Source organism: Bacillus australimaris (assembly GCF_001307105.1).
GTDB classification, from domain to species: domain Bacteria; phylum Bacillota; class Bacilli; order Bacillales; family Bacillaceae; genus Bacillus; species Bacillus australimaris.
In genome coordinates, this window is the sequence record NZ_LGYN01000023.1 from 306849 (window position 1) to 331400 (window position 24552).

General features: G+C 42.2%; 20 protein-coding genes. 12 read left to right on the plus strand and 8 right to left on the minus strand.

The genetic code is table 11. The features are described from left to right. Positions 1-105 precede the first annotated feature (105 nt). Both AKG37_RS10935 and AKG37_RS10940 read left to right on the plus strand, forming a co-directional pair. Positions 106-465 (plus strand): MerR family transcriptional regulator, encoded by a 360-nt coding sequence (locus AKG37_RS10935; RefSeq protein ID WP_060698833.1) that lies wholly within the window; start codon positions 106-108, stop codon positions 463-465. A 131-nt stretch (positions 466-596) separates the two neighbouring features. Continuing rightward, entirely contained in the window at positions 597-1580 is a 984-nt protein-coding gene (locus AKG37_RS10940) for a Gfo/Idh/MocA family protein (protein WP_060698834.1), read from the plus strand. A 41-nt stretch (positions 1581-1621) separates the two neighbouring features. Here AKG37_RS10940 and AKG37_RS10945 read toward each other — a convergent pair whose 3' ends face one another. Further along, positions 1622-3136 carry a methyl-accepting chemotaxis protein gene (locus tag AKG37_RS10945; protein ID WP_060698835.1) on the minus strand — a complete coding sequence of 505 codons (1515 nt, stop codon included), beginning with the start codon at positions 3134-3136 and terminating at the stop codon, positions 1622-1624. A gap of 316 nt (positions 3137-3452) precedes the next feature. On the opposite strand from AKG37_RS10945, the gene AKG37_RS10950 reads away from it, so the two are divergent. Then, positions 3453-4790, plus strand: coding sequence for an amino acid permease (locus AKG37_RS10950; protein WP_060698836.1), 1338 nt, complete (start codon positions 3453-3455; stop codon positions 4788-4790). Between the two features lie 72 nt (positions 4791-4862). On the opposite strand, the gene AKG37_RS10955 is transcribed toward AKG37_RS10950, so the two are convergent. The 6 genes from AKG37_RS10955 to AKG37_RS10980 form a co-directional block, all read right to left on the minus strand. After that, the gene (locus AKG37_RS10955) at positions 4863-5774 is read right to left on the minus strand and encodes a DNA alkylation repair protein (RefSeq protein ID WP_060698982.1); all 912 of its coding nucleotides are present in this window, start codon (positions 5772-5774) and stop codon (positions 4863-4865) included. 278 nt (positions 5775-6052) lie between these two features. Further along, positions 6053-7381 (minus strand): GntP family permease, encoded by a 1329-nt coding sequence (locus AKG37_RS10960; protein WP_060698837.1) that lies wholly within the window; start codon positions 7379-7381, stop codon positions 6053-6055. Between the two features lie 24 nt (positions 7382-7405). Further along, positions 7406-8950, minus strand: a complete 1545-nt coding sequence (gene gntK, locus AKG37_RS10965; RefSeq protein WP_060698838.1) for a gluconokinase — start codon at positions 8948-8950, stop codon at positions 7406-7408. A gap of 184 nt (positions 8951-9134) precedes the next feature. After that, positions 9135-9992, minus strand: a complete 858-nt coding sequence (locus AKG37_RS10970; RefSeq protein WP_060698839.1) for a MurR/RpiR family transcriptional regulator — start codon at positions 9990-9992, stop codon at positions 9135-9137. 88 nt (positions 9993-10080) lie between these two features. Beyond that, positions 10081-11016 (minus strand): nucleoside hydrolase, encoded by a 936-nt coding sequence (locus tag AKG37_RS10975; RefSeq protein ID WP_060698840.1) that lies wholly within the window; start codon positions 11014-11016, stop codon positions 10081-10083. Between the two features lie 99 nt (positions 11017-11115). After that, positions 11116-11616, minus strand: coding sequence for a DUF1433 domain-containing protein (locus AKG37_RS10980; protein ID WP_060698841.1), 501 nt, complete (start codon positions 11614-11616; stop codon positions 11116-11118). 127 nt (positions 11617-11743) lie between these two features. Between AKG37_RS10980 and AKG37_RS10985 the strand changes: the two genes are divergently transcribed. From AKG37_RS10985 to AKG37_RS10995, 3 genes are all read left to right on the plus strand, one after another. After that, positions 11744-13228, plus strand: a complete 1485-nt coding sequence (locus AKG37_RS10985) for a lipase family protein (RefSeq protein ID WP_060698842.1) — start codon at positions 11744-11746, stop codon at positions 13226-13228. A gap of 12 nt (positions 13229-13240) precedes the next feature. Continuing rightward, positions 13241-13651, plus strand: a complete 411-nt coding sequence (locus tag AKG37_RS10990; RefSeq protein WP_060698843.1) for a hypothetical protein — start codon at positions 13241-13243, stop codon at positions 13649-13651. An 81-nt stretch (positions 13652-13732) separates the two neighbouring features. Continuing rightward, a complete protein-coding gene (locus AKG37_RS10995; RefSeq protein ID WP_060698844.1) occupies positions 13733-15409 on the plus strand; it encodes a hypothetical protein in 1677 nt (558 codons plus the stop codon). A 14-nt stretch (positions 15410-15423) separates the two neighbouring features. On the opposite strand, the gene AKG37_RS11000 is transcribed toward AKG37_RS10995, so the two are convergent. Then, the gene (locus tag AKG37_RS11000) at positions 15424-16323 is read right to left on the minus strand and encodes a LysR family transcriptional regulator (protein ID WP_060698845.1); all 900 of its coding nucleotides are present in this window, start codon (positions 16321-16323) and stop codon (positions 15424-15426) included. Between the two features lie 172 nt (positions 16324-16495). Between AKG37_RS11000 and AKG37_RS11005 the strand changes: the two genes are divergently transcribed. From AKG37_RS11005 to AKG37_RS11030, 6 genes are all read left to right on the plus strand, one after another. Next, positions 16496-17491, plus strand: a complete 996-nt coding sequence (locus AKG37_RS11005) for a LacI family DNA-binding transcriptional regulator (RefSeq protein WP_060698846.1) — start codon at positions 16496-16498, stop codon at positions 17489-17491. 172 nt (positions 17492-17663) lie between these two features. Beyond that, complete coding sequence (locus AKG37_RS11010; protein WP_060698847.1) at positions 17664-18929, plus strand: galactooligosaccharide ABC transporter substrate-binding protein GanS; 1266 nt, start codon at positions 17664-17666, stop codon at positions 18927-18929. A gap of 146 nt (positions 18930-19075) precedes the next feature. Next, entirely contained in the window at positions 19076-20314 is a 1239-nt protein-coding gene (locus tag AKG37_RS11015) for a carbohydrate ABC transporter permease (protein ID WP_060698848.1), read from the plus strand. 1 nt (position 20315) lies between these two features. Then, positions 20316-21158, plus strand: coding sequence for a sugar ABC transporter permease (locus AKG37_RS11020; protein ID WP_060698849.1), 843 nt, complete (start codon positions 20316-20318; stop codon positions 21156-21158). A gap of 11 nt (positions 21159-21169) precedes the next feature. Continuing rightward, positions 21170-22378 (plus strand): glycoside hydrolase family 53 protein, encoded by a 1209-nt coding sequence (locus tag AKG37_RS11025; protein WP_060698850.1) that lies wholly within the window; start codon positions 21170-21172, stop codon positions 22376-22378. A 23-nt stretch (positions 22379-22401) separates the two neighbouring features. Further along, entirely contained in the window at positions 22402-24468 is a 2067-nt protein-coding gene (locus tag AKG37_RS11030; RefSeq protein ID WP_060698851.1) for a beta-galactosidase, read from the plus strand. The last annotated feature ends 84 nt before the right edge of the window (positions 24469-24552 follow it).

A 24552-nucleotide genomic window follows, 5' to 3' on the forward strand; every position in this document is an offset into this window, starting at 1 on the left:
ATCTCTCATTTAAACAAGTACAATGGAACAATTGTTCACTATAGAATATTTTGAAACTAACAAATCTAGTTGTATGATAGATAGAAAAGAAAGGAGTTGAAGGAAATGATTACGTTTACTAGAGGTAAATTGTCAAAAATGTCTGGTGTACATATTGAAACCATTCGTTTTTACGAAAATGAGGGTGTGCTCCCCGAACCAAAGAGAGCACATAACGGCTATCGTTTATATAATAAAAATTATATCCTTATGCTTTCCTTTATCACAGAAGCGAGAAAGCTAGATTTCTCACTCAAAGAAATTCGCGAAATTATTCAATCACTATTTGAAAAGCAGTCAAAAATAGAGGCTGAACAGCTGCTCGAACAAAAAATCGAAGATATTCAACACTCCATTCATGAGTTAAAAAAGAGGAAGGCTGCCATTCAATTGTTAACACAGCAAACATTAGCAAACATCAGCTAACTGTAAGGACCGTCAAAAGTGGGCCGGTATTGCCACTGGCATCTCTCCTCCAATGTACCAAGTACACGTTGAATGAAGACATCGATCGGTTATACTAGATGATAGGAAACGAGTGGAAGGGGTTTTGAAGAATGAACATTGCAACCATCGGAACAGGTGTGATTGTGGAAGGCTTTTTGCAAGCGATTGAACAGCTCGAAGGTGCTTCTTGTCACGCTGTCTATTCAAGAAAGGAAGCAACGGCAAAGAAGCTCGCAGACCAATTTGGGGTGCAAACAACTTATACGGATCTAACTGCTATGCTAGAAGATCCCCACATAGAAGTTGTTTACATCGCATCACCAAATCGTTTACATAGCGAGCATGCAGCAGCTGCATTGAACAACGGAAAACATGTGATATGCGAAAAGCCTTTCACCTCTAACGTGAAAGAGCTGGAGGCCTTAATCGCTCTCGCAAAGGAAAAGCAGCTTCTCTTATTTGAAGCCATTACAACCGTCCATATGCCAAACTATCATTTAATCAAAAAGCACCTTCATCAATTAGGTCAAATCAAGCTGGTTCAATGCAACTATAGTCAATATTCTAGTAAATATAACCAGCTGTTAGCGAGCGAAACGCCAAATGTCTTTAACCCTGAGTTCTCCGGGGGAGCGCTGATGGATATTAATATTTATAATGTCCATTTCATCATGAACCTTTTTGGATCACCGGAGCAGGTCCGTTACCAAGCAAACCGTCATCCAAACGGCATTGACACATCTGGTGTTTTGACATTCACTTACAATGATTTTATTGCGACAAGTGTTGGCAGTAAGGATACTAGCAGCATGAATTTTGCACTGATTCAAGGAGAAAAAGGCTTCATTCATGTGAAAAATGGGGCGAATGGCTGTGAAGAAGTGCTGCTGCATGTTGATGACAGAGTCATCTCACTCAATGCACAAACGAATCCAAACCGTCTGTTTTATGAAGCAGAAGCTTTCAAGCAGATCATTGAAACAGAAAATCATGAACAGTGCTATGCCCTGCTTGATGAAAGTCTCTCTGTGATGAAAGTCCTTGACGCTGCAAGAAAAGATGCAGGTATTGTCTTCCCAGCAGATCAATTTTAATGAAAAAACCGCCTTCTACACGAGAGGGCGGTTTTTGACGATTAAATGCTCTTTGAAAATGCCACAAGACGCTGAGACATGTGATTCACTTCATCGACTGCAGCATTCACTTGCTCTGTTAAAGCAGCCTGAGTTTGCGTAAGAGCTGTCATATTAGAGATATTATCAAGAATTTCATCAATTTGTGTTTTCATATCCGTTAAACTAGATTCGATATTTTCCGTTGCATTGGCACTATGCAGCGCGAGTTTTCGTACTTCATCTGCAACGACAGAGAATCCACGTCCCTGTTCACCTGCTCTGGCCGCTTCAATCGCAGCATTTAGACCAAGCAGGTTCGTTTGGTTTGCTACTTCTTTGATTAAGTCAGAAATATTTTTCGTCTCATCTGCACTATTTTTTGCTAAGTGTGCGGCAGACGTTGACTGCTCTTGAGCGACAGCCAGCTCCTGTGCTTGATTTGTCACAGAGCTAATGCCCGATACCATCTCGCTAATTGAACTTGAAAGCTGTTCTACTTGTGACGCCATTTCATTCGCTGTTTCCTCTTTGTTTCTTTCTAACGTGATGTCACGAATGGTTCCTGCGACACGAAGAGCAACACCTTTTTCATCACGAATGGTTTCACCACCTGCATGATACCAGCGGTACTCACCATTTTTACTTTGTAATCTGAAATTATCATCAAGTGGTGTACGTCCAGAGTGATCATTTACATGACCTAAAAAGGTTTTAACAGCATTTTCTTGATCCTCAGGATGCAGGCGGTCTATCCAGCTGCTCAGAACATTCGGGAAATCTTTTTCATCCGTAAAACCAAGCGTATTTCTGAACTGTGGAGACCACCAGATTTCGGTATTAGGATGGTCTGGATCGCCGTCTTCTAAGACCATGTCCCAAGGAGCTTCGACAAGCGCTCTACTAATCAAGTCAAATCTTGTCACCAAGGCTTGCAGCTCTTCTTCTTTCAATTTCTGATCATGAATATCAAAAAGAGCTCCCGCCACACGAAGAGGGACACCGTTTCGATCACGAACGGTCGTTCCAGTTGCTTTGACCCAGCGATAATCTCCGTTTTTCAACTTTATGCGATATTCGATATCATATGGCGTACGCCCAGAATGATCCAATAAATGCGAAGAGAAGGCATTTAGGGTATATTCTTGTTCATCTGGGTGAATTCGAGATGCCCAGCTGTCTAATAGATTCGGAAAATCGTGCTCATTTTGAAAGCCAAGCATTTTGCGGAAATCATCCGTCCATGTGAATTCGTTTTTTGGATTAACTGGATCTCCAGCGATAACGACCATATCCCATAAGCCAACTTGAATGGCTTTTGTCACTAAATCCATCCGCATTTGAATATTTTCATTTGACTCCTGCATCTTTTGCAAAGCTTCATTAATTTGTGCCACTGCTTCTATCGTTTGGCTAGAAGAGAATGCAGCAGTGTCTAGTCTTGCTGAAAGGTCTCCCTTTTCGATTTTTTCTACTAATTGACTACTTTCACTTAGAAGGGTTCCAGCCGATGAATCACCTGATCTTTTCTTAAACATTTTTCATAACTCCTTTCAACTCTAATACTTTTGAAATATTTTACAGTTATAAATAATTCTTTATTAGGACTTTAGTTATACAAAAGATATATCGACAAAAACTGCAAATTGTTTATGTCAGAAAGAAGGCAAATGTTTATTATTTCATGAGGTTTCATATGCTGGATTTGAATGAAGGAAGTTTTTTATGGAGATATGTGGGTAAATTGATAGAATCAACCGCCTATTTTGTCTGAAAAATCTCTTTTTTTATATTGACACTGACGTCCTGAAAAAAGAAAATGGAACATAAGCATTTTTAAAAAAGGAGAACGTCATGAGCGCGAATCAGGAGCAACAAGAATTAAAAAAGCTTTTATCACCGCGTCACATTCGCATGATTGCAATGGGCGGGGTCATTGGTACAGGAATCTTTAAAGGAAGTGCCGATACAATTGGTTTAGCAGGTCCTGGGGTCATCTTTTCCTATGTATTTGCCGGATTGCTGCTGCTCATCGTCATGGCAGCATTAGCCGAAATGGCCATTGTCTATCCGGGAAATAATCTTCGCGACCTTATACAGATTGCGCTTGGTCAACGTTTTTCATTTGTCGTCGGCTGGGTTTACTGTTTTATGTGGCTCACTGTGTGTGTCATCGAGATCATTGCAGCAGGCAGTTTGCTTCAATACTGGATGCCGAACGTGCCGCTATGGTCACTCTGTTTACTTTGCTCACTCTTAGTCATCGGAATTAACTTAAATAATGTAAAATACTTTGGTGAAATTGAGTTCTGGTTCGCTGGAATGAAGATTTTCGTTATTATTGTGTTTATTATTCTCGGTGCAGCCTTATTATTTGGGATCATTCCAAACGAACAAAGCACACCAGCACTCACCAACTATCAAAACTTCGTCCCGAACGGATGGGGTGCGATCTTTGCTTCGCTTTTAGTGGTTATTTTCTCTTATGGAGGCTCTGAATTGATTGGGCTGACCATTACAGAAACAAAGGATGCCGAGAAGGTCTTGCCTGGTGTTGTCAAAAGTATGATGTGGCGGATTATCTTATTTTACACATTGCCGATTTTGATCATCTGTGGACTCATTCCTTGGAATCAAATTGATCCAAATAACAGTCCTTTTGTCCAAGTCTTCTCTGCTGCTGGTATGCAAGGCGCCTCTCATTTCATTAACTTTGTATTGATTACTGCCGTTTTATCTGCGGCCAATTCTGGTATTTATGGAACAACGAGAATGATTCATTCTCTATCTAAATCAGATGGCGGTCCGAAAAAGCTGGCACAGGTCAACAAAAGAGGCGTACCGATTTTAAGTTTATGGGTCACTGTTCTGTTTCTTCTCATCGGAACATTTTTCGCTTACTTATATCCAGAGCAAATTTTCAGCTATATGCTGGCTATTCCCGGCTTTGCTGTTTCACTTATTTGGATCAGCATTTGCGCGGCACATCTGAAGCTCCGTCCAAAATATCCACAGGAGCCGTATTTCAAGGTGTGGCTGTTTCCGTATTTGACTTTATTTGCAGGTCTTGTACTCAGTTTGAGCTTTGTTTTGTTCCTATTCAGACAAGAAAACTTGCCTAGCTCCATTATCAGCATCGGCTTCTTAGTCGCTGCCATCATTGCTTCATTCTTAATGAAGAAGAAAGCTTAAATGCCAAAACCCGCCGAAATGGCGGGTTTTTTATTGACATTGCATGAGCCTATAGCGCGAGCTAACAACGCTTCAAACTGCTTTAACTTCAAAATCAACCGACGCTTTTGGGATGCCGTTAATGATGATCGTTAAAGTATGTGTTCCCTCATAGTGCTTTCTCGTCGTCATATTTTGAAAGGACTGTGATCTGACGAATTCTCTATGTAACGCTGAACCTGTTTCAAACTCTGTGATTTTAAACACCTTTTGGCTGCGGGTACCCCGAGCTTTGACATAGTCTATGGCATACTCTACACGCAGTTTTAGCGGCTTCTCGGCCTGAAGAGTAAATTGAAATGTCAATTTCTCTCCAATACAAACAGGGTCTTGCACTACCTTTAAATCCGTTACTTGAACGGATGGATCGTCTCCATAACCAAACAAAGCCATGATATCTGGATCACCTTTTTTTAGCAGAGTACGGGAAGCATGTTTGACAATCCAGTTGGTATGTTCATTGATTCCATACCAGCTTTTAACCGTCTTCTTCATCAGATCAGGCTGAATCGCAGAGATATCATTTAGATGATTCGCTACACTTTTTTGCACATACCGCGACGGATCCGACTTCAAATTGTCCAAAATAGGCAGTGTAACTGAAGGATTGTTTTTAAGCGCAGGAACTGTTAATCCCCATGGCAGACGTGGTCTGCATCCTTCACTAGCAAGACGCCTGATGTGCTCATTTTGATGCTGTGACCATACGAGCATTTGCGCCAGCATTTTATCTTGATCCTGAATCAGAAAAGGCCGTACGGCAAATTCAGAAGAGGAAAAAGGCGTAAAGAATTCGAGTGCCTTGATCGAGATGTCCCAATGTGCAAGACCGTACGTTTCAACGTAGTCTGGAAATACGAGCGCACTAAGTCCTGAAAAATACGGAGCTGCCTGACGCAGCACATCGATTGCCTGTTCATAATCCGCAGGCAGACAGGCATGCATTGATTCAGTGACTCTTCTCATTCGTCCTTTTAACTCAAGCTGCTGCCAATCCTCTTGTAGCACGAGCTGCTGAAATTCACCAGCATCAAATCCAGTCGACGCTTTTGCAAGTTTCTCCGCTAATTCTTGAATAAATTTCTCATGATAAACATGTTTTAATGGTTCGATCGTGTCCGCCTCCCACTTCTCAATATCTTCATTTTACCCCAATCTGAAAGAAGTGGTATCATCACAAGGAAAAAACAGCCCAATTCCGTAGAACGAGGCTGTTACTTTCACTATATAAACATATTAATAATCATAATAAATGCAATGGCACTAACAGAGATGATTGTCTCCATAGCCGTCCATGTCAAGAACGTCTCTTTAATGGTCATACCAAAATATTCTTTGATCAACCAAAAGCCAGAGTCATTGACGTGAGACAGGATCAACGAACCCGCTCCTGTGGCTAACACAAGAAGTTCTCTGCTCACATCCGGCATTGACGCAGCAATAGGAGCGACAATACCAGCTGCCGTCATCATGGACACCGTAGCAGATCCTGTTGCCACACGAATAACCGCAGCAATCAGCCAGCTAAGCAAAATGGGTGAGATCGGAGAGTGTTTGGCTAAATCTGCAATATAATCGCCAACACCCGAATCAATGAGCACATTATTGAAGGCCCCGCCTGCTCCAATGACAAGCAGAATCGAAGCGATCGGTCCTAAGCAATCATTACTAAAGGAAAGCACCCTGTCACGGCTCATTCCTTGCATAAAACCAAGGCTGAAGAAAGAATACACCGTTGCAATCAGCAGCGCTGTAATTGGATCTCCAATGTACTTGAAAATCTGAAACCATAAACTGTCCTCTGGTAAAATAATGTCCGCCAGTGTGGCAAGAAGCATTAAAATCACCGGCACCAATATGGTAAACATCGTATTCGCAAAGCCGGGAAGCTGTCGATCTTCATTTCGTTCAGTAAATTGCTTTCTCAGCAACTCTGGAACTGGTTTATGTATCCGTTTGCCAATCCACTTTCCATAAAGCGGCCCAGCGATGATAGCTGTCGGCAAACCGACAATAATGGAAAAGAAAATGGTTTTCCCCACGTTGGCATGATAGATGCCGACGGCTGCCATAGCTGCTGGATGAGGAGGTACAAGCCCATGCACAACAGACAATCCCGCGATTAAAGAAATGCCAATTGTCACGAGCGAGATACCCGTTTCAATCGCAATCGTAAAGAGTAAAGGAATAAGAAGGACGAATCCGACTTGGAAAAAGACAGGTATCCCCACAATAAAGGCAACAAACATCATTGCCCAATGTACATTTTTCGTCCCAAACCGGCCGATTAATGTGTGAGCGATCCGCTCAGCTCCCCCTGATTCAGCCATCATTTTCCCAAGCATGGTTCCAAGCGCTAGAACAATGGCCAGCAATGATAACGTATTGCCTAATCCCGTTTTAATGGATTGAATGATTTCCTGCAAGTCCATCCCAGTGGCAAAGCCGACTAGCATAGAGGTAATAATTAAACTCACAAACGGATTCAACTTAGCGACTGTAATCAGAATGAGTAAAAGGACAATTGCCGCAATCACGATGAATAAAAGCATGCTCTCCCACCTTTTCCCTGATGTTTATCGATTTTGTTTTAATTGCAGCGCACTGATGACATCAAATTCATCCTTCAGTTTGTCATAGAGGCGCTCATATAAATAAAACATCTCTATGTAAGTTTCATTGTTCTCCATATTTGGTTCATGTCGGTCAGAGATCCGAATCCACTCTTGAACCTCTTCTATCTCTTCCATATAACCTAGACTATGAAGTGCGAGGACAGCCGCTCCCAGTGCCGAAGCCTCGTAGCTTTCTGGGACAAGCACTTCTCTTCCCATCGTATCCGCTAAAATCTGCCGCCACAGCGGAGATCGCGCAAATCCGCCCGATGCCCTGACATCCTTTGCTGAACCGGTTAAATCCCTTAAGGCAACACCGATCGAAAAAACACTCATAATGACGCCTTCTAGCACAGCTCTAATAAAATGCTCCCGCTTATGCTGAAGACTGATCCCAAAGAAAGTACCTCTCGCATTTGGATTCCAATAAGGCGCACGTTCACCTGTTAAAAATGGCAAAAACAGCAATCCCTCTGAGCCAGCTGGAACTTTTTCTGCAATATCAATCATCAGATCGTAAGGGTCCACCCCAAGGCGCTTTGCTACCTCGACCTCTGAAGATCCAAATTCATCCTTCAGCCACCTCAGCATAATCCCGCCATTATTCGTCGGTCCTCCAATCACCCAATGCTTATCTGTCAACGCATAGCAGAACGTTCTTGATTGTTCATCTGTGATTGGTTTGTCTACAACCGTACGAACTGCACCGCTTGTCCCAATCGTGACTGCGACCTCACCTTTTCCAATTGCGCCCACACCTAAATTCGCTAGAACCCCATCATTCGCACCAACAATAAATGGTGTATCTTCCGCAATGCCCATTCGCAGTGCGATCTCTGGCTGAAGTCCTCTCAATTGATGCGTCGTCGGAACAAGTTCAGACAATTGATTGGCTTTAATTCCAGCAATACGAAGCGCCTCTTCATCCCATTGAAGCGTTTCCAATCGGAACAGCCCTGTTGCTGAAGCAATTGAATAATCGACCACATACTGGCCAAAGAAATGATAAAGAATATATTCTTTGATGGAAATAAATTTCGCTGCTTTCTCGAAGACATCAGGTGACATTTCCTTGAACCAACGTATTTTTGAAAGCGGTGACATTGGATGGATCGGTGTGCCGGTTCTTTTATAAATTTGAAAGCCATCCATGTCCGTAATGATACGTTTCGCTTGTTCTGCACTTCTGTTATCTGCCCAAATGATACTGTTCGTTAACGCCTTGTCATCCTCATCCATTACAATCAAAGAATGCATCGCTGTACTAATGCCGACGCCTATGAGATGTTTTGGATCGAATGCTGCCTTCGTCAACGTACCTCTTACACTCGCAATGACGGCTTCTAATATATGTTCGGGATCCTGTTCAACCCATGCTGGCTGAGGCTGAATGAGATCATAAGGAACCGAATGCTTTGCTATCACTTTCCCCTGCGGTCCAAACAGAACCGCCTTTGTACTAGTTGTTCCAATATCCAAACCAATTACCGCTTGGTTTCCCTCCATCTGTATCACGCCCAATCATTGATTTGAAATCACATTTGTCATTTTGATCTGCCTGTTAAATCCCATTATAGGAATATTTTTTTCGACATTCAACGACCGAAAAGAAAATTTTTTTCACTTAAAAGCTCACAATCGTTACCACAACAGCATTTTTCACTTATAGAAAAATTTATTTTTGAAACCATTACACCCTTTTTTGTGAAATGGTTTCTCGCATTTGTTTTAAATTTGTTAATGTTTCCTGCTGTCTTAAGTGAGCAAGTGCAAAGTATAGTACGTCAATAACAGTAAGCTGAGCAAGCCTTGCAGACATCGCTTCTGTCCGAAAAGCCGTTTCTTGAGTCGATGTATACAATGTGACATCGGCAAGCTGGCTCAATGGAGAGCGCTGATAACTTGTAATACCGATCGTTTTAGCTCCTTTTTCCTTTGCTGTTTTCATCGCATCGAGTAAATCTTTATTACGGCCAGAATGAGATATACCGATCACTGTACTGTGCTGATCTAGGAGACTGGCAGACATTGCTTGAAAATGAGAATCTGTGTGAACAATACAATTGATGCCTGTCCTCATAAATTTATGAAAAGCATCTGTTGCAATGAGACCAGACCCACCACTCCCATAAAACTCTAAACGTTTTGTTTCATGAATGATTTGTACGGCTTTTTCTACATCCTCTGGATTCAACAATTGAAAGCTATCCTTTAATGCAGAAATATTTGTTTGGAAAACCTTTTGCATAAAAACGTCCATATCATCCTCAAGACTCATCTCTTCATCTACATAATCAGGCTTTGTTTGATCTATTTCCTGGGCAATAGTAATTTTCAAATCTTGAAAACCCTCAAATCCAAGTCTTTTACAAAGACGAAAAATAGTTGCCTCTGAACTCGCTGTCTTTTTGGCAAGCTCTACAATAGACAAATGAATCACATCACTCGGTTCACTCGTGATATGTTCTGCAATTCCTTTCAGCTTTGGCGGCAATCCTCTGCTTGCTGCTCGTATTCTTTCAATACTACTTACACTGACAGAACCCAATTGACATCACTCCTCCCTTATTCATGTGAGCGCATACATTTCCTCATGTTCCCATCTTATAAAAAAGAAGCCTGTTTGCACAGGCTTTTTAGGAATTCATCACCTTGATCAATAAATCAAAAAAGGCTTCCGCATCTACATCCGTACATACTTGGACATTGCGTTCTTTTTCCCATTGATGCTGAAAATCACAGATCATCTGACCATCACAAAACTCACTCTTCGTCTCCACTTCTACATGAAAAGCCTGTGTGCTCACAAGCTGCTTGTCAATGGCAAGACTTACAGCAAGCGGGTCATGCATGGCACACGCCCACACACCATTCCGCTCAAAATAGCGCTGGCGGTAAATGCTTGTACTTTGTTTGATATAAGCTGCCAACTTTTCATTTTGAATGGCATCGATTCTCTCATCTGTTAACAAGACCTGTCTCGTGACGTCCAATCCAACTTGAACCAATGAAGGGAAGCCCGCTTCCAGCACCACTTTCGCTGCTTCTGGGTCTGCATATGTATTAAATTCCGCAACCGGGGTGACGTTCCCCTGTCCCTTCACGACACCACCCATAAAAATGACTTCTTTCACGTGATGAATCAAATCAGGGCATTTTTTCACCGCAAGGGCTAAATTCGTTAAAGGTCCTGTCAACACAAGCGTGACCTGCTTCGAATACTGCATCACTTGTTCAATGATAAAATCAGGCGCAAAACCAGCATCTGCTTTTTTCTTTGGCTGGACATCCTTTAAAGCACCGCCAATTCCATCCTCTCCGTGTACCCGATGTTCATAATGAGGTGCTCTTAAAAGAGGGGTTGCTGAACCTTTGATGACAGGAATGTTATCTGCCTCAACCAGCTCAAGCACTTTACACGTATTCAATGTAGCTGCATCAACAGACACATTCCCGCATACAGTTGTAATCCCCAAAATATCGAACTGCTGACTTTTCACCGCCAGCAAAATCCCAATCGCATCATCAATTCCAGTATCTACGTCCAAGATCAATTTCTTATTATTTGGCATGGGTGAAATCTCTCCCTTATTTTAAAGTGTCGTTAGGGGAATGATAGCATATACCTTTTTTCAACGATTTGGAGATCATCAGAAGTTGAACACTTGTAATCACTCTTTTTCTCCAATGTCTTTGAGATACTGTTCACGTTCTTTTTCAGAAAGACTATTTAGAAAATCTTCTTTTACTTGAGGATCAAAGTCATCCCAGTTTTCAAAGCGGTCTGATAAGTCAGGATCATAGCTCATTGAACCTATTTTTTTAGCTCTATATTGTAAAGAAGCTGAAAATCCGTACTTTTCCGGTTCATCATTTACATATCCATCAATCATAATATCTCCCATAGGGTTGATAGTCACACCTTTTTCAAACGTGATGGTTTTAATAAAGTGATGAATGTCTCTTTTATGTAAATGCTCTTCAATCTTAGGTTTCATCTTCTCTGCAAACTCTTCTGCTTTTTCTTGATCGCTTTTTTCTCTTTCTTCCACTATATTTCTTCCTCCCGCATCGTTTGATTCTTTTTTCTTATCAAATTGTAAAATAAGTAAAATCACTGAGATGGCTATGACGAGAACTAGAACACATATAATTTTAATTATATTTTTCATTTATACAATATCCACCTTTTTATGATATAACACAGCTTTTTTGTATAACAAGCGATGTATTTACAATAGCTATTTATACCACTCTATAATATAATTATTAAAGATAAATATAACAGGAGTGTTAATATTGACCAATAAGCCAGCTATATTTAAGCTTACTGACGAAGACTATAAGGAAATATCATCAAAATCCTATGCTATTAATAACTTTAAGGATTTTAAAGAGATTGAAATTAGCAACGGTAGAAAAATGTACGTCGTTAACTATAAAGAAACAAAAAAAGGTCTAAATGCACTAACCCTTGTCTCGAGAGAAGATTATCGTATTTCAAACAAAGGCAAAGACCTCACCAAAATCAAAAACGCAGTCATCGCTTACCGTGGTTCTGAACCGATTGGCGCAGGGCAATATAAAGATACCATTAAAAAACATGGAAAAAAAGAGTCAGATGATCTTCTTTCTACCATTTTGACGAAGCTGCCTCCTTTTAGTCGATCGAAGGCTTCACAGGAAGTGACGACTAAGATGACAACAGGCACAACCACCTATACAAATGAAATTGTTCAAGATTGGATGGTGTCGGATACAAAATATCTGATTCAAAATATTCCATTTGAGCATGGGGCAGAGAATCAAATGGTTCAAGCAGACCGATATGCGAAAGAAATACATAAGAAAATGCCGAATGCCAAAATGTATGTAACAGGTCATTCACTCGGCGGGTCAAATGCTTCCTATGTTCTTGTCAAAAATGACTTTATTCAAGGCGGGGTCACATTTGAAAATCCAAATATTTATCCAAATCTATCGGATGGTCTACAGGCTAAAGCATTAAAAGGCGATTACCGCAATCGATTAACAGAATATATCAATCTCAATGACGGGCTTTCTCTTTTAAATCGGCATACGACAGAAATCGGTCGAGTGAAAGTGATGTATGATGCCGCTCTCCCTGAAGGCGTCGATTACTCCGAGGACTCCTCAAAAGCCGTCCAATTCATGAAAAACCTCCTCAATCGGGCAATGAGTGTGAATCCTTCACTGGATGCTAATTTATTCCTTGAAGCCCTCGCTGGCAGCCATGGCTTAGATCGTTATACCTTTTCGCCAAATGGCTCCGTTCAAACCATTGATGATATGCTGCGAAAAAATCCATCTCTCACCACTGCTATGTTACATCAATTAAGTCAATCAAATGTTGATCCGCATAGTGTAGTGGCGATTTTAATTAAGTCCCACGTTCTCATGAACACAGGACGTAAATTCTCGACATATGCCGATCACCATATGCAGCAAATCATTCGCAAAATCGAAAAACTCGATGACAAAGTGGATCAATCTGTTGAACGGGTACGTTCAAGATACAAACAGATCGTGGGCTTTGGTTCATATGACCAGCTGACAGCTTCAGATGTAGATGCCGTGATTCGCCACTTAAAAACAGAGGGTCTTGAAAATGAGTTCTATTCGGTCAAGAAGTATGATACAGCGATTGATAGCGCTATGAATATGAAAAGGTGGATCGACTCAATATCAGATGATATGAGCGCACTCGGAAAACAATACCACGATGCAGATACAGCCCTGGCGAAGAATATGGGTATTTCTTAAGGAGTACGACAAATGGAATTTTCAAAGAAACAACCAACAGATGCAGATCGTTTTTTGCAAAGAATGACAGATACGCATACAGCAACCTCGATCTTCTCTCAAACAAACTTTCACACAGAAGAGATGACACCAGCAGAGCTGGCTGCTTTGAAAGCAAAAATCAAAGAAGAACAGAAAACAGCGCTAGCACGAGCCATTCGGCATCAGCTTCAAAATGAATTTGCCGAAGACCGTCAAGAAGCGGAAAAAATTTTAGGTCTAATTGATGAACTTCAGATCAAAGTGTATAAACATCAAAATCGCATCCAAACGCATATGTCAGGTCAAGCAATTGACGCCTTAACAGAGAAAATCGAGCAAAGACTCACATTTGTCGAACTGAAAGAAGATGTTCAAGCCGTCATCGACTCAATTGACATCTAAAACGAACCTTCCATCCGATGAATCTTTTGCCCGCTTCACTCGTATATACTAAAAGAGTGATTTTTGAAAGGAGATCTGTTTGTGGGATATATATTGTTGTTTTCGGTTGTGATCGGTCTTGTCCTGACCCTTTTGCTCACACCGCTCAGGTTGATCGTTAGAAAGAAAGGCACGGAACAGCAGGTGCCGCTTATGTGGATTGCAGGCCTTGCTTTGCTGTTCATGATCGGTATTTTTGTCTTCTACTACATGACCAATTTAGATCGTAATCCTTCATCCCTCTGGCTGATTGGACTTGTTGTGACAGCAGCAGGCGCCTTTTTATCAGTGGGATTGGAGCGTAAGGTAAAAGGTGTTTTGTTTCTTATTCTATTGCTGCTCGGCGTTTACATGGCGACAGCTTCTCTCTTCAATGCGAATGAGAAATTCGCTGTCTCCAAAATGGAGCAAAAAGTAGAAATCAAAGCATTTGAAGAAACAGAAACACCTGCTAGTGTACCGCCTCAATTTGCCCGTAATAAAATGAAGAAATCGTTCGGACAGGTTCCAAACACAAGCTACTACGAGCTTGGTAGCTTGCAAATTCAGAAGGTCAATGGTGAGTATGTATACATTGCCCCAGTGGAATTCTCGGACTTCTTTAAATGGATTCGTGCAGGCAGCACACCAGGTTATTTTACATTAAGTGCGACCGACTCATCTGCTAATCCAAAGTTCGTGAAGACTGAGATGGTTTATACGCCTTCCTCCTATTTCAACAAAGAAATTGAGCGGCATATTCGTCTCCAGTATCCAGATTTGATTTTCTACGGCGACACCCAGCTGGAAATCAATGATGACGGCAAGCCTTATTACATTCAAACATATGGTGATTTTATCTCTGCCCGAAACGGCTTTAAAGCTTCCGGCGTGGTCGTGGTTGATGCCAAAACAGGTGCAACGAAGAAATATACTCTAGATCAAGTGCCAGCCTTTATTGATGGCGCTGTTTCTCCAGAAGCGGTCAGTCTGCAAAACAGCTATTTCGGAAACTATATTCACGGGTTCTGGAACAGTATGTTTGGAAAGTCAGATGTAAAGCTGCCTTCAGATGAAGGAACGGAAGCCAATGTGAGTCCGGTGTTTGATTCAAAAGGAGATATGTATTACTTCACAGATTTCACAAGTCCGAAAGAAGGCGTTGATTCCATGCTCGGATATGCCCTGACAAATGCCCGGACAGGAAAAGCTACTTATTATACCGGAAATCTTGAAGAATCCTACATGGATTCTCAGGGCGCTCTGCAAATTATTGAGAAGCGATTCATTGAGAAGAAATGGAAAGGGCGCATGCCGATTCTCTATAATTTCTATGGGGAAGCCAGCTGGCTCACACCTGTTCTCGATTCAAATGGATTCCTGCAAAACTACTTTATTGTTTCTGCAGCCAATCCTGAAATCGCTGCGTATGCTTCAACACCAAACGAAGCACTGAGAGCCTATAAAACAGCTCTTCAAAAGGGCGGCGGCACCGTCAACAGTTCATCTAAGCAAGAAAAGAAAGAGGCGGAAGGGAAAGTGAAACGCGTCTATAAAGAAAAGACCGGTGATTATACAACTGTCACCTTCTTGCTTGGCGATGGGAAAAACTACACCATGTCATCTGAAAAAGAGCCCCTTGTCATTTATTTAAAAGAAGGGGATCAGGTCACGATCAAATATACAGATACAGGTGAAATCTTCCTCCCAGTCGATGAAATCAAAATAAAAGGGTTATAAAAAAGACGCTTCTCCTACTCCGGAGAAGCGTCTTTTCTCTCTTTCCTTAACAAATCCACGAGCAATTCCTTATTTTTATTCCCGCCTGTCATCGGGGATTCGACATAGGAGAATTTCCGTTTAAAGTCCATTCCTCTCACAGAGATGACAGCCAATTCCCCGCCAATGCTGCCTCGCTGGAGGACATATTTAGATAAAACAGAAAGCCCCATTCCATGGATTACAGCTTCTTTTATCGCTTGATTGCTGCTAAATGTCACAAAGGTTCGTGCCTTCAGTCCATTTGACTTCAGGACGTGCTGTAAGTATTCTCCGGTGCCTGATCCTTCTTCTCTCGTCACCCATGTTTCGTTTTGCAATTGATCAATCGTGACATCCTTTTTCTTAGCAAAAGGATGATCTAACGGCGCCACAATATAAAGCTCGTCCTCTAAAAAAGTTTCTACAGAAAGCTCTTTGTCATTGGTCTGTCCTTCAATCAAACCGATGTCGACATGGAATAAGCGGACATGCCCTGCGATCGCCTCTGTATTATCAATCACCACCTCAATATCCACATGCGGATAGAGCTGGTGAAATTCCGCCAAGATTTGCGGCAGCACGTACTCACCAATAGTAAAACTCGCCCCGATGGTCAGCTTTCCCCTTGCCAGATGATGATGCTCATAAATATCCTGCTTCGCCTGTTCATATAGGCGAATGATTTGTTTTGATCGATGGTACAACATATCCCCTGTTGGTGTAACGGTTAATTGCTTTGGCGAACGATTCAGCAGAACTGTCTGGAATTCCTGCTCTAAGTTCTTAATATGAAGACTAACACTCGGTTGAGAAATCCGTAACTTCTGAGCTGCCTTTGTAAAGTTTTTCTCCTCCACCACTGTCACAAATGTCTTCAGTGCATCGTAATACATCAGTCCCTCTCCTATCAGAAATCTTAATCCAACACCTTACATATATACATCTTACTAATTCCTTTCCAGCGCGTAAAGAACCGTCTAAACGAAAACAATTTAATAAAAATATTTACTAATTTTTTTAAAGACTCTATACTAAGAGGAGATATTTTCTATAGGAGGTGCTGATTTGGCAGCTAAAATAAAGGACATTGCAGAAAAAGCAGGCTTATCCATTGCGACTGTTTCGCGCGTACTGAACCAAGACCCCAACCTATCTGTCACCAATCAAACACGCGAAAAAGTATATGCCGCCGCAGAAGCTTTGTCCTATCAAAAGAAGACATTCAAACATTCATTAAAAAAAATTGCCTTTCTCTATTGGATGACCGAAAAGGAAGAGCTTGAAGATATTTATTTTAAATCCATTCGTCTAGGCATTGAAGAACTGACCAATACTCGAAGCTTAAATGTTACCGCTTACAATCCATCTGATGGCCTTCATTCCATAGATCCTTCTACAGAAGGAATCATCGCCATCGGCCGATTTAAAACGTCAGAGCTTGACCAATTATATGCGATCACCCAGCATATCGTCTTTATTGATACAACACCAGATGAAGACCGTTTTGATTCGGTAAAGCCGAACCTGAAACGAATTGTTCAAAAGATCATCGATTCTTTTATCGAAAAAGAGCACACATCCATTGGGTTCATTGGCGGCACAGACCTTGATCTGAATACAAATGTGCATATTCCTGATATTCGTGAAACGACCTTCCGTGAATACATGATGACTCAAAATTTGCTTGATGAACGATTGGTCTATATCGGCCGCCACTTCTCAGTCGATGAAGGTTATTCGCTGATGATGACGGCGATCGGCGAGCTTGGTGATGATCTACCCACCGCTTTTTGCGTCGCTAGTGACCCTCTTGCCATCGGCTGCTTACAAGCATTAAATGAGCGCGGCTTTTCTTTGCCGAATCGCGTCAGTGTCTTTAGTATCAACGATATTCATGTGTCTCAATATGTGTCACCACCGCTCACTACGTATCATATCCATACATCATTACTTTGTGAGACGGCGATCGATTTACTTTTAGAAAGACTTGTGGACGGCAGAACATTACCCAAAACTGTGCTAATTGCCTCTGAGCCTGTTTTTCGGAAAAGCACCATATAAACAAATGGAAGCACCTCCCAATGCAGAGGGCTTCTTTTCTCTCTACACGAGTAAAAAATTTTACTTAATAAATTTAATAAAATATGTTTACTTTTTTTACTTAAGTTGATATTCTCACATTAAGAAAGCGTTTTCTTATCATCTGTGAAAAAAGAACGAGAGGGGATTACCAATGAAAAAGGGAAAATGGGCGACATTATCAGCAGTCGTTGGTACTGCTGTACTTCTGCTTTCAGCATGCGGGCCGGGAGATGACAATTCAAGCGGGTCCCAGCCAGCATCTACAGGTACAAAGACCTTGCTAGTCTGGGAGGATGTCAAAAAGTCTGATGGGATTCAAGACGCTGTTAAAGAATTCGAAAAAGAAAATAATGTGAAAATCAAAGTGGTCGAAAAAGCGTATGCTGACCAAATCGAAGCTCTCCGTCTTGATGGAGCAGCCGGGACAGGTCCAGACGTCATTACGATGCCTCACGATCAAATTGGATCAGCCGTCACTGAGGGACTGTTACAGGAAATCAAGCCTGATCAAAAAGTGATCAATTCCTTCACAGACGAATCCATTCAATCACAAACGGTAAACGGCAAGCTGTATGGACTTCCTAAATCCGTTGAAACAACCGTGCTTTTCTATAACAAAGACCTTGTCAAAAAGGCACCAACTACACTTGATGGCTGGTATGACCTTTCGAAAAAGCTGACAAAAGGCGGGAAATACGGTTTTGTTGCGAAATGGGATGAAATTTACTATGCACAAAGTGTGTTAGGCGGATCAGGGGGCTATATTTTCAAACAGAAAAGCGATGGCTCCTATGATGTGAAGGATATTGGCCTGAACAACGATGGCGCGATTGAAGGCGGAAAGTACATCGAGACATTCTTTAGTGAAGGACTTTTCCCGAAAGGTATCATTGGTGAACAAGGAATCAATGTCCTCAACTCCTTATTCACAGAGAAAAAGGCGGCAGCTGTGATTTCTGGTCCGTGGTCATTTGGTCCATACAAAGAAGCTGGTATTGACTATGGCGTAACCGAACTGCCAACACTCCCTAATGGAAAGCATATGAGCTCATTCTTAGGTGTAAAGAGCTACAACGTCTCCTCTTATTCTAAAAATAAAGATCTTGCTGAGAAATTTGTTGAGTTTATTACGAATGAAAAAAATTCGAAGAAGCGATTTGAAGTAACAGAGGAAATTCCACCAGTGAAAAAGCTGATGAAAGATCCAGTCATTACTGAAAATGCCAATGCGGATGCTGTTTCAAAACAAACGAAATATGCCACGCTGACACCGAACAACCCTGAAATGGCAGAGGTGTGGAAGCCGATTGATAGCGCATTAGGTCTTATTGCGACAGGCCGAACAGATGTGAAAAAGGCATTTGATGATGCGGTCAATCAAATTGACTCTCAAATTAAAGCAAATCACTCCAAATAATCATCAAACGCGGGTAGCCTTTAAGTCTAACAAGCTGCCCGTATTTGATCTAATTTCATATGAAGTAGGTGTTAGACGTGACGGGTAACCTTGAACTAGACCGCACACACATAGTGGAATCAAAGACACACCGGAGACGGGCGCTAATGTTCTCCCTTATACCCGGGATGGGGCAGATTTACAACAAGCAGTACGGCAAAGGGGCACTTTTTTTCCTATTTGGCGTCTCTTTTATCATCGTATTTTATGATTTATTTAATATTGGTTTCTGGGGGCTGTTCACACTTGGTACGATGCTGCCTCGTGACAATTCTGTTTTCCTTTTGGCAAAGGGGATTATTGCGCTGTTAACAGCTGGTTTTGGTATCGGCTTTTACGTACTCATGATACGTGATGCATTTATGAACGGAAAAAAGCGTGATCAAGGGATTCCGCTCCATTCCATCCGTGCACAATATCATCAGCTCATCGACCAAGGCTTTCCATACTTAATGAGCACTCCTGCTTTCTTTTTACTTCTATTCTCTGTTGTTTTTCCTATTATGTTTAGCTTTGCACTTGCCTTTACGAACTACGATTTATACCATTCGCCTCCTGCCAATCTGATCGATTGGGTGGGGATTAAGAACTTTCAAAATATCTTTTCTATTGATATTTGGAGAGATACCTTCATTGATGTACTTGGCTGGACCGTCGTATGGACGTTGGCTGCTTCGACCCTTCAATGTGCTATCGGCATCTTTCTTGCGGTTCTACTCAACCAAAAGGATTTAAAAGGAAAACGATTTTTTAGAACCATATTGATTCTTCCATGGGCTGTTCCGGGTTTTGTGACCATTTTGGTGTTTGCTGGACTATTCAATGATACATTTGGGGCCATTAACAACACACTTTTTGCTTCAATTGGAATTGACCCAAAACCATGGCTGACAGATCCATTTTGGAGCAAAATTGCACTCATTGCGATGCAGACTTGGCTCGGATTTCCTTTTGTTTTTATTATGACAACCGGTGTTTTGCAGGCGATTCCGGAGGATTTATACGAAGCAGCGACCATTGATGGGGCTAATTTCTTTCAGAAGTTCCGGTCTATCACGTTACCGCTTGTCCTCTATTCCATTGCACCTATACTTATCACGCAATATACGTTTAACTTTAACAACTTTAATATCATCTACTTATTTAATGGCGGAGGGCCGCCTGTTGCTGGGTCAACTGCTGGGGGAACGGACATCTTGGTTTCTTGGATTTACAAACTCACGATGCAGTCTTCGCAATATGCACTTGCTGCCGCTGTTACGATCTTACTTTCGATCTTTGTCATTGCCATTGCACTTTGGCAGTTTAAGAGAACGAATTCATTCAAAGAGGAGGACATGATGTGATATGGGATCAAAACAAAACAAGCTCATTCGCCTGAGCATCACTTATTTTATCCTTTTCATTGCCTCCATCTGTATTTTATATCCATTGCTTTGGACGATCGGTGCTTCCTTTAACCCTGGCAACAGCCTCATGAGTACCAGCATGTTTCCGAAAAATCCAACGTTCAGCCATTTCACCGAGCTGTTCTTCGGTCAAGGGGCACTTTATGCAAAATGGTATTGGAACTCTATGAAAATCAGTATTGCCACAATGATATTAACGCTGATTCTTGTCAGCTTCACAGGCTATGCCTTTTCTAGATTTCGTTTCAAAGGGCGGAAAAATGGGCTCATGCTCTTTTTGCTGCTACAAATGATTCCTCAATTTTCAGCGCTGATTGCGATTTTTGTTTTAGCTCAAATGCTCGGATTGATTAACAGCCACCTTGCTTTGATTTTGATTTATGCAGGCGGACAAATTCCGATGAATACGTATTTAATGAAAGGCTATCTTGATGCGATTCCGAAAGATCTCGATGAATCAGCCAGAATGGATGGCGCAGGGCATTTCCGGATTTTCATCCAAATTATTATGCCGCTCGCTAAGCCCATCTTAGCTGTTGTCGCGATCAACTCATTTACAGGACCACTGGGTGATTTCATCATCTCCAGTGTCATTGTCCGCTCACCCGAAATGTATACGCTCCCGATTGGTCTGTACAATCTTGTGTCAGACAAAATGGGTGCCAGCTACACGACCTTTGCAGCCGGGGCTTTACTCATTGCGATTCCAGTCGCTTTACTGTTCCTTGTTTTACAAAAACAATTTGTGTCCGGTCTCACACAAGGCGGGACAAAAGGATAAGGGGAGATTTGATGAAAAAATGGTTGCTTGTCACTGTTGCCTTTTTCTTTCTGATAGGGTTAGGTGTTTTGCCTGAAGCAAAGGCAGATACGATTTCTGTTCAGCCGATCAATGGACTGAAAGGTGATTTCATCAAAGGAGCCGATATCTCTATGCTTGCAGAAGTAGAGAAAAGCGGCGGCAAATACTACAACCAGAACGGACAGCAGGTTGATCCGCTCAAGCTATTAAAGGATAAAGGCGTTAACTATGTGCGCATCAGACTGTGGAACCATCCATATGACAATCAAGGCCGCGCCTATAACGGCGGGACAAATGACCTCAATACAGCCATCGCTTTATCGAAACGTGCAAAAGCACAAAACATGAAAGTGCTGCTTGATTTTCACTATAGTGATTTCTGGACGGATCCTGGTAAACAATTCAAACCGAAAGCGTGGGCGTCCCTCTCACAAAGCGACTTAGAAAAAGCGGTCGGTACTTACACAAGTGATGTACTCAAAGCAATGAGAGCACAAAATGCTTTGCCGAATATGGTTCAGGTCGGGAATGAATTGAACTCAGGTATGCTGTGGCCAAACGGCAAAAGCTGGGGGGAAGGCGGAGGTGAATTTGACCGGCTTGCCGCTTTGCTAAAGGCTGGCACAAATGCCGTACGCTCTGTCGATTCAAATATCAAAATTATGCTTCACCTTGCACATGGAGGGGACAATGGTGCCTCCCGCTGGTGGTTTGATGAAATCACAAAACGAGGCGTCTCATTCGATACGATCGGTTTATCTTATTACCCGTATTGGGACGGCGGCTTTAGCGGTCTGACCTCCAATATGAATGACATTAGCAACCGCTATAACAAGGACGTCATCGTGGTAGAAACTGCTTACGGCTTTACGACAGCAAATGGTGACAACTTAGAAAACTCATTTAATCAAGACTCCGTCAATACAGCCGGTTATCCAGCATCACCACAAGGCCAGGCTTCTTTTATACGAGATCTTTCCGAAAAAATTTCACAAGTAAACAACAACCGCGGGAAGGGGTTCTTTTATTGGGAGCCGCTTTGGATTCCAGCGAAAGGCGCTCCATGGTCTAGCCAATATGGACTCGCTTATATTCAAACAACCGGTACTGTCGGAAATGCTTGGGAAAATCAAGCGATGTTTGATTTCAACGGAAAAGCACTGCCTTCTCTTGATGTATTTAAACAAATGACACCGTAATATTAAGGATAGGACGTGACAAAATGGGAAAGCGTTACCCACTCGTTCACCCAAATGTAAAAGGCTTTTTACATGGTGGCGATTATAATCCAGATCAATGGCTTCATATGCCAGAGATCATAGACGAAGATTTTCGATTAATGAAACTTGCACACTGTCAAACATTCTCCATCAACATTTTCGCATGGAGTAAGCTAGAACCAAAAGAAGGGCAGTATGACTTTGCCTGGCTGGATGACATTATGGACCGCTTGGCAGCGCAGGGGGCACACGCCATTCTCGCAACGCCAAGCGGGGCAAGACCTGCTTGGCTGTCACAAACATATCCAGAGGTATTACGGGTCGAGGCCAACCGTCAGCGCAATTTACATGGACTGCGCCATAATCATTGCTTCACCTCACCCGTTTATCGAGAAAAAACGAATACACTCAACCGGATGCTTGCGGAACGCTACAAGGATCACCCAGCACTGATCATGTGGCACATTTCGAATGAGTACGGCGGCGAATGTCATTGTGATCTTTGCCAGGAAGCATTTCGAGACTATTTGAAAGATAAATACAATCATGATCTTGAGGCTTTGAATCAAGCATGGTGGACAGGATTTTGGAGCCACACGTATAGTGATTGGTCACAAATCGAGTCACCTGCACCGCACGGGGAGCACATGATTCACGGGATGAATCTAGATTGGAAGCGCTTTGTTACAGCACAAACGATCAATTTTTATCAAAATGAAATTGAGCCGCTTCGGGAATTGACGCCTCATATCCCAGTAACCACAAACTTTATGGGCGATTATCCGCATATGCGTCCATTCCTTGGGCTAGATTATCATCAATTTGCAAAAGAGGTCGACGTGATTTCATGGGATAGCTACCCTGCTTGGCACAGCGGCAGAGAAACAACTGCCGAATTAGCATCAAACGTCGCCTTTGTGCATGATTTGTATCGCTCATTAAAAGACGGAAAGCCGTTTCTCGTCATGGAGAGTACACCGAGCCTTGTAAACTGGCATGAAGTGAACAAGGTTAAACATAAAGGAATGGCACACCTTTCTGCCATGCAGGCCATTGCCCACGGATCAGACTCTGTTCTTTATTTCCAGTGGCGGCAAGGTCGAGGTGCCTCTGAGAAATTCCACGGCGCTGTTGTCGATCATTCTGGCCATGAACATACGCGCGTGTTTCAAGAGGTGGCTGATCTAGGGAAACAACTCGAGCAGCTTCAGCCAATTGCGGGCACATCTGTACAGCCTGAGGTCGCCATTATATACGATTGGGAAAACCACTGGGCGATTGATGATGCGCAAGGCTTAAATAATACAAACAAACGATATGTAGAAGCATGTCAAACTCATTATCGAAGCTTCTGGAAAAAGGGCATCCCTGTAGATATAGTCAGCATGGAAAAGGATTTTTCCTCCTACCGGGTGCTCGTTGGGCCAATGCTCTATATGATCAAACCAGGCGTTGCGGAAAGGATAGAAGCGTTTGTTCAAGAAGGCGGTATTTTTATTGCGACGTACTGGAGCGGCATGGTCGATGAAAATGACCTCTGTTTCCTCGGCGGTTTCCCTGGTCCTCTCCGCGATGTACTTGGCATTTGGGCAGAGGAAATCAACACATTGATGCCAGATGAACATGTGTTAATGACCACAGGAAATGGACGCACCTATCATGTCGGACAATATTGCGAATCCATCCATCCTGAAACAGCCTCTGTGTTAGGACATTTTGAGAATGGCTGCTACGAAGGACAGCCCGCCCTGACTGTCCGTTCTTTAGAAAAAGGGAAGGCATACTATATAGCCTCAGAAAATGAGCAGGCTTTTTATGATGATTTTTACGAAGATCTCATCACAGGCATCGGCTTACAACCTGTTCTATCTACTGCGATTCCAGATGGAGTCAGTGTACAAAAACGAACAGACGGAACACAGGATTATGTGTTTCTGATGAATTTTACAGAAGAGCAGCAGCTCCTCTCACTTAATTCAACGGAAAACTATGAAAATGTGCTGACTGGACAGCATGTGCCTGAGCAGCTTCAGCTTGAACCTTACGAATACATCATCTTGAAAAAATAGTTTAAAGAAGCGTCCATTTGATTGGGCGCTTTTTCATTTAAATAAGTCTAAATACCTATATAAATTTATCTATTATATTTTATC

Excerpts from the sequence above, each read along its gene's own strand:
- AKG37_RS10950 (WP_060698836.1), top strand. The coding sequence starts at position 3,453 with ATGAGCGCGAATCAGGAGCAACAAGAATTAAAAAAGCTTTTATCACCG.
- AKG37_RS10940 (WP_060698834.1), top strand. The coding sequence starts at position 597 with ATGAACATTGCAACCATCGGAACAGGTGTGATTGTGGAAGGCTTTTTG.
- AKG37_RS11025 (WP_060698850.1), top strand. The coding sequence starts at position 21,170 with ATGAAAAAATGGTTGCTTGTCACTGTTGCCTTTTTCTTTCTGATAGGG.
- AKG37_RS10955 (WP_060698982.1), bottom strand. The coding sequence starts at position 5,774 with ATGCATGCCTGTCTGCCTGCGGATTATGAACAGGCAATCGATGTGCTG.
- AKG37_RS10980 (WP_060698841.1), bottom strand. The coding sequence starts at position 11,616 with ATGAAAAATATAATTAAAATTATATGTGTTCTAGTTCTCGTCATAGCC.
- AKG37_RS10935 (WP_060698833.1), top strand. The coding sequence starts at position 106 with ATGATTACGTTTACTAGAGGTAAATTGTCAAAAATGTCTGGTGTACAT.
- AKG37_RS11020 (WP_060698849.1), top strand. The coding sequence starts at position 20,316 with ATGGGATCAAAACAAAACAAGCTCATTCGCCTGAGCATCACTTATTTT.
- AKG37_RS11010 (WP_060698847.1), top strand. The coding sequence starts at position 17,664 with ATGAAAAAGGGAAAATGGGCGACATTATCAGCAGTCGTTGGTACTGCT.
- AKG37_RS10975 (WP_060698840.1), bottom strand. The coding sequence starts at position 11,016 with ATGCCAAATAATAAGAAATTGATCTTGGACGTAGATACTGGAATTGAT.
- AKG37_RS11015 (WP_060698848.1), top strand. The coding sequence starts at position 19,076 with ATGTTCTCCCTTATACCCGGGATGGGGCAGATTTACAACAAGCAGTAC.
- AKG37_RS11030 (WP_060698851.1), top strand. The coding sequence starts at position 22,402 with ATGGGAAAGCGTTACCCACTCGTTCACCCAAATGTAAAAGGCTTTTTA.
- AKG37_RS11000 (WP_060698845.1), bottom strand. The coding sequence starts at position 16,323 with ATGTATTACGATGCACTGAAGACATTTGTGACAGTGGTGGAGGAGAAA.
- gntK (WP_060698838.1), bottom strand. The coding sequence starts at position 8,950 with ATGGAGGGAAACCAAGCGGTAATTGGTTTGGATATTGGAACAACTAGT.
- AKG37_RS10990 (WP_060698843.1), top strand. The coding sequence starts at position 13,241 with ATGGAATTTTCAAAGAAACAACCAACAGATGCAGATCGTTTTTTGCAA.
- AKG37_RS10945 (WP_060698835.1), bottom strand. The coding sequence starts at position 3,136 with ATGTTTAAGAAAAGATCAGGTGATTCATCGGCTGGAACCCTTCTAAGT.
- AKG37_RS10960 (WP_060698837.1), bottom strand. The coding sequence starts at position 7,381 with ATGCTTTTATTCATCGTGATTGCGGCAATTGTCCTTTTACTCATTCTG.